General features: G+C 61.5%; 8 protein-coding genes, 2 tRNA genes and 2 rRNA genes. 3 read left to right on the forward strand and 9 right to left on the reverse strand.

The window, feature by feature from the left end; all coding sequences use genetic code 11:
• Positions 1–97 precede the first annotated feature (97 nt).
• A tRNA-Tyr gene (locus QM649_RS19605) sits at positions 98–185 on the reverse strand.
• 151 nt (positions 186–336) lie between these two features.
• Positions 337–412, reverse strand: a tRNA-Thr gene (locus QM649_RS19610).
• Positions 413–888: 476 nt separating this feature from the next.
• Here QM649_RS19610 and QM649_RS19615 point away from each other — a divergent pair.
• Positions 889–1,344 (forward strand): cupin domain-containing protein, encoded by a 456-nt coding sequence (locus tag QM649_RS19615; RefSeq protein WP_415200769.1) that lies wholly within the window; start codon positions 889–891, stop codon positions 1,342–1,344.
• 126 nt (positions 1,345–1,470) lie between these two features.
• On the opposite strand, the gene QM649_RS19620 is transcribed toward QM649_RS19615, so the two are convergent.
• The 3 genes from QM649_RS19620 to QM649_RS19630 all read right to left on the reverse strand — a co-directional run bounded on the left by QM649_RS19620 (position 1,471) and on the right by QM649_RS19630 (position 3,637).
• The gene (locus QM649_RS19620) at positions 1,471–1,794 is read right to left on the reverse strand and encodes a hypothetical protein (protein WP_415200770.1); all 324 of its coding nucleotides are present in this window, start codon (positions 1,792–1,794) and stop codon (positions 1,471–1,473) included.
• A gap of 143 nt (positions 1,795–1,937) precedes the next feature.
• Positions 1,938–2,687, reverse strand: coding sequence for an SDR family NAD(P)-dependent oxidoreductase (locus QM649_RS19625; RefSeq protein ID WP_415200771.1), 750 nt, complete (start codon positions 2,685–2,687; stop codon positions 1,938–1,940).
• A gap of 641 nt (positions 2,688–3,328) precedes the next feature.
• Positions 3,329–3,637 carry an ArsR/SmtB family transcription factor gene (locus QM649_RS19630; RefSeq protein ID WP_415200772.1) on the reverse strand — a complete coding sequence of 103 codons (309 nt, stop codon included), beginning with the start codon at positions 3,635–3,637 and terminating at the stop codon, positions 3,329–3,331.
• Between the two features lie 142 nt (positions 3,638–3,779).
• On the opposite strand from QM649_RS19630, the gene QM649_RS19635 reads away from it, so the two are divergent.
• Positions 3,780–4,577, forward strand: a complete 798-nt coding sequence (locus QM649_RS19635; protein ID WP_415200773.1) for a hypothetical protein — start codon at positions 3,780–3,782, stop codon at positions 4,575–4,577.
• Positions 4,578–4,647: 70 nt separating this feature from the next.
• Here QM649_RS19635 and QM649_RS19640 read toward each other — a convergent pair whose 3' ends face one another.
• The gene (locus tag QM649_RS19640; RefSeq protein WP_415200774.1) at positions 4,648–6,423 is read right to left on the reverse strand and encodes a hypothetical protein; all 1,776 of its coding nucleotides are present in this window, start codon (positions 6,421–6,423) and stop codon (positions 4,648–4,650) included.
• Positions 6,424–6,689: 266 nt separating this feature from the next.
• Between QM649_RS19640 and QM649_RS19645 the strand changes: the two genes are divergently transcribed.
• Complete coding sequence (locus QM649_RS19645) at positions 6,690–8,060, forward strand: alpha/beta hydrolase family protein (RefSeq protein WP_415200775.1); 1,371 nt, start codon at positions 6,690–6,692, stop codon at positions 8,058–8,060.
• 11 nt (positions 8,061–8,071) lie between these two features.
• On the opposite strand, the gene QM649_RS19650 is transcribed toward QM649_RS19645, so the two are convergent.
• The 3 genes from QM649_RS19650 to QM649_RS19660 form a co-directional block, all read right to left on the reverse strand.
• Positions 8,072–9,553 carry an alpha-L-fucosidase gene (locus QM649_RS19650; RefSeq protein WP_415200776.1) on the reverse strand — a complete coding sequence of 494 codons (1,482 nt, stop codon included), beginning with the start codon at positions 9,551–9,553 and terminating at the stop codon, positions 8,072–8,074.
• Between the two features lie 134 nt (positions 9,554–9,687).
• Positions 9,688–9,804: ribosomal RNA gene (gene rrf, locus QM649_RS19655) — 5S ribosomal RNA — on the reverse strand.
• Positions 9,805–10,047: 243 nt separating this feature from the next.
• Positions 10,048–10,695: ribosomal RNA gene (locus QM649_RS19660) — 23S ribosomal RNA — on the reverse strand; the annotation flags it as partial.

Genomic DNA, 10,695 nt, shown 5'->3' on the forward strand with positions numbered 1-10,695 from the left:
CTGCCTTGCAGCCCGGCCTTGCTTCTGCCGGTAAAACCTTACGAGGGATTTCGCATCCCTCCAGCTTCCGGCTTTTCAGCGGGAAGCCTAAATGGAGTGGTGCACAGGGGAGGATTCGAACCTCCGTAGCTCCAAGGAGCGGCAGATTTACAGTCTGCTGCCATTAACCACTCGGCCACCTGTGCATCCGGTTGCCGGACTCCAGCCCTATCCTGCTTTGAGACACCCACCAGCATTCCGGATGAACATCCGGACAAATTGCATTGCGCTGATGAAGGAGTCCGCTACGGGGTGTGACCGGCGATCCTGCTATATGCCTGCCTGGAACCGCGGAGTTGGAGCTGGCGAAGGGATTTGAACCCCCGACCGTCTGATTACAAATCAGATGCTCTACCAGCTGAGCTACGCCAGCCCAAAACAGCCTTGTATCCAGCCTGCCACACACGCACGAATGCTTTGCAAACAGGGGGCTACAGAACAGATAGTAGCACGCGACCTGCAGGACTGCAAACGACTCAGGGCTCAGATAGAAGCAGTTGTCATTCTTCCCAGAGCGAGACGCTTTTCGCCTCGCGCAGTGGAGAAATCTGCGGTTCTTTTGCAGGATTAGCGATGCCCCCATGTTGCTTCTGGCCTCCCGCCCAAGCGAAGCCTGGACGGGCCCCCCATATCCTCGCGTGTTATGGCAGAACCACAGGTTCCTCCACTTCGCGGCCTACGTCCGCTTCGGCCGAAATGACAAAGTGAAGAGGAAAGAGAGAGCTACATTCGTGACCAAAGGGAGCGAATGCCGAAGGCAACCGCCCTGCGCGAAGAAGCCGAAGGCGGAAGGCCTGACGGCCAATCCTCGCACTGCGCGAAGCAGGAAGCAGCGTAAGATGGCATCCCATGCAGGAAATCTCTCGACGGGAACTATGCGTAGGCCTGCCCGCCCTGGCAGGCCTCTTCGGAAGCCTCACACTCGCCCATGCGCAGGCGAAGCCTCCCGAGGCGCTGCCGGATATCTCACGCGCCTTCGCCTTCGATCAGCTGCCGGTCCACACCTCCGCCAACGGAGGAGCCTCACGGCCGGTGCTCGCAGGGCGGCTGCCGACCGGAGAAATCATCGAAGTCCATGAGACGACGCTGCCGCCGGGCGCCATGCCGCATCCGCCGCATAAGCATCGGCATTCGGAGCTGATGATGATCCGCGAGGGCTCGGTCGAGTTTGAGATGGACGAACAGCGCTCCGTCGTGGGACCGGGCGGCGTACTCTATGCCGCTTCGAACACCATGCACGGACTAAAGAACGTGGGCACGACGCCCGCGAATTACTTCGTCATCGCGATCGGAATCGAAAGCTAGCGTCGGCGAGGCCTCTATTGACTCGCACAGCGGGCTTGCATGGAGCCCGATGCCTCCTCGCGACGAGCGTGAGCGCATGCCGAAGGCGAAAGGCCAGGACGGCCAGTCTCGCCCGGCGCACAGCCGTTACTTCCAGAGGCCGACGATGAGTCCACCGGTCACGATAAGGCTCCCGCCTACAAATACCTGCGGCGTAGGCAGAGTGTGGAAGAACACGTAATTTGTGACCTGAAAGACGACGAAAAGCGTGGCGATATAGATGCCCACCACCTGAGCGAACTCCACCGGAGCCAGGTTCAGCGAGGTCCCGTAGAGCGTGAGCGCCAGCGCTCCTGTCAGAAAGAGACCGACCCGCGCAGCGCCGCTTCCGTGTTCGAGGGCGATGCGGACCAGCGCATCTCCGGTGGCTTCAAGGACAGTCGCCAGAAGTACAAAGAAAAAGACCTTCACCTTACGAGCGTCTCAAACTGCCACGCCGGAATCAACCCAAACCGGACGAGAGCGACCGGATTCGCGGTCTCTTCAGAAACAAAAAAATCCCGGCAGGGGAGCAGGCCTGCCGGGGGTGGGATGACCAACAGCAATGCAAAAACTTAGCGGACGCCGCCCGATACGTTGATCAGCTCGCCGGTGACCCAGGCGGAGTCATCCGAGGCCAGGAAGACGGCCACGGGTGTGATGTCCTTGGTCTGGCCGATGCGGCCGAGCGGGGTCTGCGCGGCGGCACCCTTTTCGAAGTCGCTGCCGATGATGCCCGCGGTGTGCGTGCCCTCGGTTTCGATCAGGCCGGGGTTGAGCGCATTCACGCGGATCTTCTTCGGGCCGAGCTCCTTCGAGAGCACATCGGTGATGGCGTCGACCGAGGCCTTGGTGGCGCTGTATACCGATGACGCCGGCGGGGTGATGCGGCTGACGACCGAGCCGATGTTGATGATGCTGCCGCCCTCGGGGCCGATCAGCGCAACCGCTTCGCGGGTGGCCTGCAGGAGGCCAAGCACGTTGGTGTTGAACTGCTTGTGGAAGTGCTCCTCGTTGATCTGCTCGATTGCGCCGAACTCGTAAACGCCGGCGTTATTCACCAAGATGTCGACCTTGCCATAGGCCTTCTTCGTCTCGGCAAAGACGCGCACCACGTCGTCGTTCTTGGCGACGCTGCCCTGCACGGCAATGGCCTTGCCACCCTTGGCGGTAATTTCGGAGACGACCTTCTCGGCGCCTTCCTTGCTCGAGCTGTAGTTGACGACGACCGAAGCACCCTCGGCGGCCAGTCCCTTGGCGATATCCGCGCCGATACCCTTCGAAGCACCCGTGACGACTGCGACCTTACCTGCAAGCTTGCTCATGGCGAATCTCCTTGGATCCTTCCGGATCGAGTGCCGGGTCGCCTTGAATTCGACGATTCGACAACTATCGAATTGATGAGGCGCACGGGGAAAGGATGCAGGGGAAATTGCGCGCGGTGTGGAAATTCTGTGGAGCGGTGGATTCCGGGGCTCAGGGCTCAGGGCTCAGGGCTCAAGGCTCAGGGCTCAGGGCTCAGGGCTCAGGGCTCAGGGCTCAGGGCTCAGGGCTCAGATAGAAGCATAAACAGGAGCGCGACCAAAGGGGCGGAGGCCGAAGGCGATTCGCCCTGCGCGAAGCAGTTGTCATTCCGACCAGAGCGAGCAAAGCGAGCGAAATGGAGGAACCTGCAGTTCTCGCTGGATTCATAAGAAACCGCATATTGCCCTTACCTTCCTACCCAAGCGGAGCTTGGATGGGGCACCCGTATCCTCGCTGTGGCGAGAGACCTGCAAGGTTCCTCCGCTTCGCGGCCCGCGACCGCTTCAGTCGGAATGACAGGGGAAGAGGAACGTTTTGGGTGCTTTACGTCTCGACTGGAAATCGTGGATTGCAGAATCCGGGAGTCGCTCACAAGCCCAAGGCCGGGTGGAGCGGGGGCATACATCGCCCGCGTGCGCTCAGGTTCCTAAATTCTGCGTTTTCAGGCGAAGTCGATGCGAAGGCGGTCGTAAAAGGCGTCGAGGACGTCGCGACGCAACTGGTAGTTGACGAACTTGCCGTTGCGCGTGGCGGTGACCAGCCCGGCCGCCTCAAGTTCCTTCATATGATGCGAAAGCGTGGCCGGGCTGATATCGACACACTCCCGCATCGAACTACACGGGGTACAACCTGTCGAGCCGATGTGCCGCAGGATGTCGTACCGCCGCGGATCGGCGAGCGCTCTCGCGATGAGCTGCACCTGATCCTCGCTGAGCAGGACGCCGGAATCGGACTGTACTTCTTGGCCCATAGCCTGATATGACCGCTGATTTAATCCTAGACCATTGGATGAGGCTGGGAGCCAAAACGATTGATATGTGCAGGGTCTGCGATGCAGCAGGCCTGCCCGGTCGATTCTCCGCGCAAATTCTCATGGATGTCGCCCGCGGACGATGCTAATCTGGGCGCGCTCCGGCTACGCTCTCATCCTGTCCCTTCTGCCGGCCTCCCCAAATCCGGAATTCTGGCAGGTGGCGATGTCCACAACCTCGGTAGCGCCGGCGCGCAAGCTGCGCGCCGACGACATTTTCTTCCCCGCGATGGCGGCCATCGTTCTGGCCGTGATCGTCATCGGCTTCGCACAGAGCTATTTCTTCGCCGGCATGGTGTTTGCCCCGCTGCCGAACTGGCTGGTACATGTGCACGGCGCGCTCTTCGTCTCGTGGATCTTCCTCTTCACCATCCAGCCTTTCCTGATCGCCGCGCGCAAGATAAAGTTGCACCGCAGGCTGGGCGTGCTGGCGCTGGTCTTTCCCCCGCTGATGGCGGTCTTCGGCGTGGTGACGCTCTTCGACTCGATCCGCAGAAACGGCACCGGCATTCCCGCTTCGCTGATCCTGCTCGGCGACCTCGAGGAGCTGGCGCTCTTTCTCTGGCTCACCGGCTGGGGACTGCTGCGGCGCAGGGACGGCGCTGCGCACAAGCGGCTGATGATGCTGGGGACCATCGCCATTACTGGCCCGGCGATCAACCGCTGGCCGTTTCCGCCGGCGATCCGCCTCTCGGGCACCATTGCGGTCTACGTTGGCCTGCTGGCGATCATGATCGTTTACGACCTGTGGTCGAGGCGCAAGCTGCATCGCTGCACCGTGATCGGCGTCGCGGTCTCGATGCTGTGCGTCCTCACGCTGCCGCCACTTTCGAGTTTGCCGGTATGGAATCCAGTGATTGCCAGAATCATGCACCACTAGCAGTGCAGTCTGACAAGTCCTATACATATAAGAGTTTCCACGTGGAACATTTTGAGTGTTCCACGCTGCTCTATTTCAGGAAATACACCCAGGAATTGGTGCCCGGAACAGGATGCCAGCCGCCGGCCTGCTTTGCCGGCGCGTGATCCGCGGCGGTAACGGGCGCAATCACTGCGACTGCTCCGGCCTGGCGAAAGAGACCGAGGATGCGGCGCTGGTCCTCCGGCGCGGCGCTCCAGAACTGGTGGATCTCCTGGTCCGTCGGATGACCTGAAGGATGGAGCTGGTCGTACGGGTCGCCGCCGAGCTCCGCCACGATGCGCACCCTGGCGACGTACGCCCAGGTGCACTGCGCATTCGGGCCACCCACCACCGCGACCCGATCTCCAGGCGCAAGCCCGAGACGGGCAAGACCGAGGCCGAGCCGCCATTGCGGATTCTGCGCATAGGTGTACCGGTGCCGCAGGTGATCGAGCACATCGCGGTCGACTATCGCCAGGTTCAGCGCCGCTCCCACGCCGAGCACCACACACACCAGCGTGCGCACCCGCGCGGCAGGCAGACGGGCATAGAGCGCCGCGGCGGCAAAAGGCGTGAGGCACAGGACATTCAGGAACGAGCCGAGGTAGCGATCTTCGAGATGAACCTGCACGTAGAGCAGGATTCCCACCACCCCGGCGAGATACAGCGGCCAAAGCCGCAGGATCGCGATTAGAAGAGCGCGCCTGTCCGGCTCATAAACGAAGAGCAACAGCGTCGCGAGCGCGACGGCGTAGAAAATCGGCCCGGTCAGCAGGATATGCGCGAGGTAGGCGAGATCGCGCATCGCGCCCGTCAGCTGGTGATGCAGGCTGAAGAAGTGGCGATAGCCCTCGTACCAGTAGGCGATGTTTCCGAACGGCGGATAAGTATTGTGATACGGCTCGCCAAAGACAAACAGGTCGGGATTTCGCATCACCTCGTGCGTGGGATGGATGGGCGTGCCGTAACCGGCGCTGCCCTGCCAGTTGGTCCAGCGCGGAAGATAGTTCACATGGAAGGCGTAGTTCAGGTTTCCCGATTCGCCGGTGGTGAAATGCCCATAGGACCACGTCAGCCCGGCAACATAAGGCGCAGCGAGGAGAGCAAACACACCTGCGGCAAGCAGCACCGGGATAGCCGTCCGGTGGGCGCGGAGCAGGGCCGCGGCGGCCACCGCCAGCATCACCAGTGAGAGTGGAAAGAAGATTCCCTTCGACCAGTATCCCGCGCCCAGAACGAGTCCCAGGACCAGGCCCAGAAGCACGGCGCGGGAGGGCGTAGGCGTGCGGACCAGCCGCAGCAGCGTGCCCGTCGCCAGAAAGAAGAAGAGCGTGACCAGCATGTCCGGCCCCACGCGGGCGACCGAGTCGATACAGAGCTGAATGGCCAGGAAGATGGCTACCCCGGCAAAGTGCAACAGCCTGCGCCGCATGCGCGCCTCGGGCTGCGGCAAAGCAGCAAACAGGGGATCGAAAGCGCGCAGGAGGTAGAGGAAGGCGCTCCAGGTGGCCAGCAGCACGAGCAGGTTCAGGACATGGATCGCGGCCCATTCGCCTCCCGGACTGGCGGCGAAAACCGGCCGTATCAGCGCCAGCAGCGCCGGATAGCCCGCGCTCCACAGGGGATTGAAGACCATCTTCCAGTCATGCGCAGGCAGCGCGCGGCTGATATCGAGATAGGAAATAGCATCGGTAGCAAAGTCCGTGCGCCTGTACCAGCCTTCGACCGCGCTGAGCAGCAGCACCAACAGGGTCAGAAACACGGTCCACGCAGAGGGATCGCGCAGGCTCTCGGCATGGATGCTCCGGGACGCAACAGCAGGCATAATCCTGATCCTGTCGGGCTTACGGAACGTGAGCCGGCGAGACGAGCACAACCCGGCGGCAGAAGATGCAGCTCGTGAAGCGCGCAGGCTGTAGGTTCGGAGCGATTACCGGGAAACAACCTGGTCGATCAGCAAATCGGGGGCATTTTAGAGATGTGAAGCTTCGCGATACAAGGTGACTCCGATAACTTTCTGGTAACGGTAACCAGGACACTTCAAGGATTTCCTGCCCCGCTGGGTTAGGCTGGCCACGGGAGGAAACGACAGTGCGTCTGCTGGAAGTGGTGTTGGTAGCGTTGCTGGGAGCGAGCGGCCTGCTGCTCTTCCGGCGCACAAGAACCCGGGGCCTGCAGGGATGGCTGGTGGTGGCGGAACTGCTGGTGCTTCTGCTGCATGCGGCGATCGAAGGCCCGCACTGGCAGATGGCGCCCGCCTACCTGGCAGCCCTGATCCTGCCGCTCGCCGTGCCACGCCTGCTCCGGCTCCGGCGCTGGCTGGGAGCCACGATCCTGCTCCTGCTCCTCGGATCGATTGCGGCCTCATGGGCCGTACCCATGTTCCGCCTGCCTGCGCCCACCGGCCCCTTCGGCATCGGGACCCGGGTACTGGAAGTGGTGAATCCTCATCCGGCGGACGACTCCTCAGCCGGCCCCAATTCCATTCCGGACGCACGGCATATCGTCATCCAGCTCTGGTATCCGGCCAGAAAGCACAGCGGGGCGCGTGCAGCCTATCGGCGGCTGAAGGAGACCGAGCTCGAATCGACATATCAGGCCGTGCTGTGGACCCATGCGCGCTGGAATGCACCGCCCGCCGCCGCGCCAATGCCGGTGCTGCTGCTGAATCCAGCCTGGAACGGCCGCCGTACCTACTACACCTATCTCGCCGAGGACCTGGCCAGCCACGGCTACATGGTCGTGGGCATCGATCACACCGGCAACTCCGGGCCTACGCTCTTTGCCGATGGGCACGTAGGCAAGCCGGACCCCGATCCCAAGCTCGATTTCTCCGAGCGCAGCTTTGCCGAGCTGGACGCCTATGGAGGGCAGCAGGTCGCGGTGTGGGCGGACGATAACCGCTTCGTCCTCGATGCGCTGACCAGCTGGAATGCGGATCCCGCGAGCCCGTTTTACCGGCAGCTGGACCTGGCCAGCGTGGGCGCGCTCGGCCACTCCTTTGGCGGCGCAGCAGCTGTAGAAACGGCGCGAAGCGATCCGCGCGTGAAGGCAGCGGTCGACTACGACGGCTCCTTCTGGGGCCCGCAGGTCACGGCAGCGCTGGGCAAGCCCATGATGATGATCGAAGAGGACATCGGCAATCCGACGCCCGAAGAGCTGAAAGATCCGGTTACGCGCAACGATCACCTGCTGGACCTGCGCGATGCGGTGATGCTCGACAGATCGCACGCCCTCTACGTGAGCCTGCACGGCAGCACCCACGCGAGCTTCACCGATCGCAGCCTTTACTCGCCATTGCGCAGCCAGTCCTGGGTGGGTAGCATTCCGGCCTATCGCGAATACGCCATTCTCCGCGCGCTCACGCTGGCCTTCTTCGACCAGACGCTGCGCGGCCGGCCGTCGCCGCTGATGGACGGCCAGCCGCACCCCTTCCCCGAAGTGACGGTGACACAGAGGTAGGCTTTTCTCGCCTAAACGGGTTCGTTGTAGATTCCGATGTCTGCGATATGCGCTTCGGGCGCCGACATCTCGATCTGTAGCCGGACGCGGCTGGCTGTCACGGTTTGCGGGAGCCGCAGGATCGTCGTCGGTGAGGGCGCTTCGCCAGAGAGGAGCGTCGTCCAGCCGGAGCCGGTGTCCCCCTGGAACTCAAAGTGGCGGATACGGCTCTGCTGATAGTCGTCCCATGCTCCCACCGGCTCTACCAGGCTGAGCGTGTTCAGCCGCGTCGGCTGGGTAAGGTCGACCTCGAGCCATGCGCTCGTCTGGTTCTCCGCGTACCAGCTCGAGCGGAAGTTGCTGTCGTTGGCCTGATCGGGGCCTACGCCATCCGGGTAAGAGCTGGCGTGGATCGGCTTGCCCGTCGCGAGATTCGGGGTAGTGATGCGGATGTGTTCGGTGACAGGTTCCGGCGCAGCAGGCTTCTTCCAGAGCTTGCCGATCTCCTCCAGCCGGGCGACCACGTTCGGCGCGAGCCGGCCTTCCCGCGTAGGCGGCGCATTCAGAATCAGGTTGCAGTGGCGCTGGTTGAGCGGCACCAGCCACTCGTTGACGACGGTCTCGGCCGGCTTGATGCGGCCATGGATGTCGGCCTGCTTCCAGAACCAGCCGTCGGTCAGCGTGACGCAGGAGAGCGCCGGCAGGTCGCTATGCGCGGGCACCTTCTGCCCGGCATTCTGCTCGAAGGCCTTGATGTCGGAATAGTAGAGACCGCCTGTCGGGTATTGGCTGGCATTCAGGTCGCAGATGAGGCAGTTCGGCTGGTGCGACTTCACCATGTCATAGATCTCGCGGAAGGGCACTTCCTGATAGGTGATGCGGCTCCAGGGCGCGTCCCATCCGTCGGTGATGAGGATGTCGATCTCGCCATACTGCGTCATCAGCTCGGTGAGCTGGTCCTTGATGAGCTGGATCTTCTCCGGCGTCACATTGAAGTGCCGGATGTCGTCGCGCTTGGAGAGGATGGAATAGTAGAGGCCGACACGTAGCCCTGCCTTGCGAAAGGAGTCGACGTAGCGGCGGACGATATCCATACCAGGTTCCGATTGGCCGACGTTCGCGCCCTTCGTCTTCGTCGGCCAGAGACAGAAGCCATCATGATGCCGCGTGGTCAGGCAGCCCCAGGTCATCTGCGCGGACTGCGCCGCCGCGGCCCACTGGTCGGTATCGAGCGCGGTGGGATGAAAGAGGGTCGGCGCGGAGCTGGGATCTCCCCATTCCAGATCCTGGAACGTGGCCATATTGAAGTGCAGGAACATGCCGAAGCGGAGATCGACGAAGCGCTGCTGGAGCGCAAGCATGGGGGCCGCGGCGGGAATCATGGGATGCGAGTGGCGCGTGCGGGCCGACTGCTGTGTTTGCGGTGCAGCCAGACTGCTTTCAGGAAGCAGGGTAAGCGCGGAAGCCGCAGAAATGCTGGAGGCGAGGCGGAGGAAGTCTCTTCTGTTGGTCATGGGAAATGGAGGTGTTGGATGCCAGTCCATTTCATATGCGAATGGAGAGCGCTGTCAATGAGACAGGAGGAAAGGTCGAAAAGAGCATCAACGCAAAAAGCCCGCTCCGAAGAGCGGGCTTTGCTTGAGATTATTGCCGGCGATTACCTAATCTCCCACACACTTTCGCGTGCAGTACCATCGGCCCAGCGAGTCTTAACTTCCGTGTTCGGGATGGGAACGGGTGGGACCCTCGCGGTATTCTCACCGGCAAACTTAAGGCGTTTACTGCAAGTACGCCTTTGTAAACCTGGTCGGCGCTTGGCGGGTTGTTTTTCCCGCAGCCTTGGCTTGTCGACGGGTGTGTTCTCCCGGAGAAGCCGCAGCAAACTGGCGCCACGTGCCTAATATCTCACAACGAAATCGATTGGGCTACTACTTGAATCATTATTGTTGACCATTACAAGGCTTGTTGAATGTCTTTGCGACAGCGGCTGCTGCGCAGAGTTAATTCTATGAACAAGCCGAACGGGCGATTAGTACTGGTAAGCTGAACACATTACTGTGCTTACACCTCCAGCCTATCAACCAGGTGGTCTTCCTGGGCCCTTCAGGGAGATCTCATCTTGGAGCGTGCTTCCCGCTTATATGCATTCAGCGGTTATCACAACCGAACTTCGCTACCCAGCCGTGCCATTGGCATGACAACTGGAACACAAGAGGTTCGTCCATCCCGGTCCTCTCGTACTAAGGACAGCCCTCCTCAAATCTCCTACGCCCACAGCAGATAGGGACCGAACTGTCTCGCGACGTTCTGAACCCAGCTCACGTACCGCTTTAATAGGCGAACAGCCTAACCCTTGGAACCTTCTACAGCTCCAGGATGCGATGAGCCGACATCGAGGTGCCAAACCGAAGCGTCGATATGAACTCTTGGCTTCGATCAGCCTGTTATCCCCGGCGTACCTTTTATCCGTTGAGCGATGGCCCTTCCATACAGAACCACCGGATCACTAGAACCTACTTTCGTACCTGCTCGACCCGTCAGTCTCACAGTCAAGCACTCTTTCGCTCTTACACGCCACGCGCGATGTCCGACCGCGCTGAGAGTACCTTCGTGCTCCTCCGTTACTCTTTAGGAGGAGACCGCCCCAGTCAAACTA

The organism is Silvibacterium sp. (assembly GCF_047605705.1).
Taxonomy (GTDB): Bacteria; Acidobacteriota; Terriglobia; order Terriglobales; family Acidobacteriaceae; genus Silvibacterium.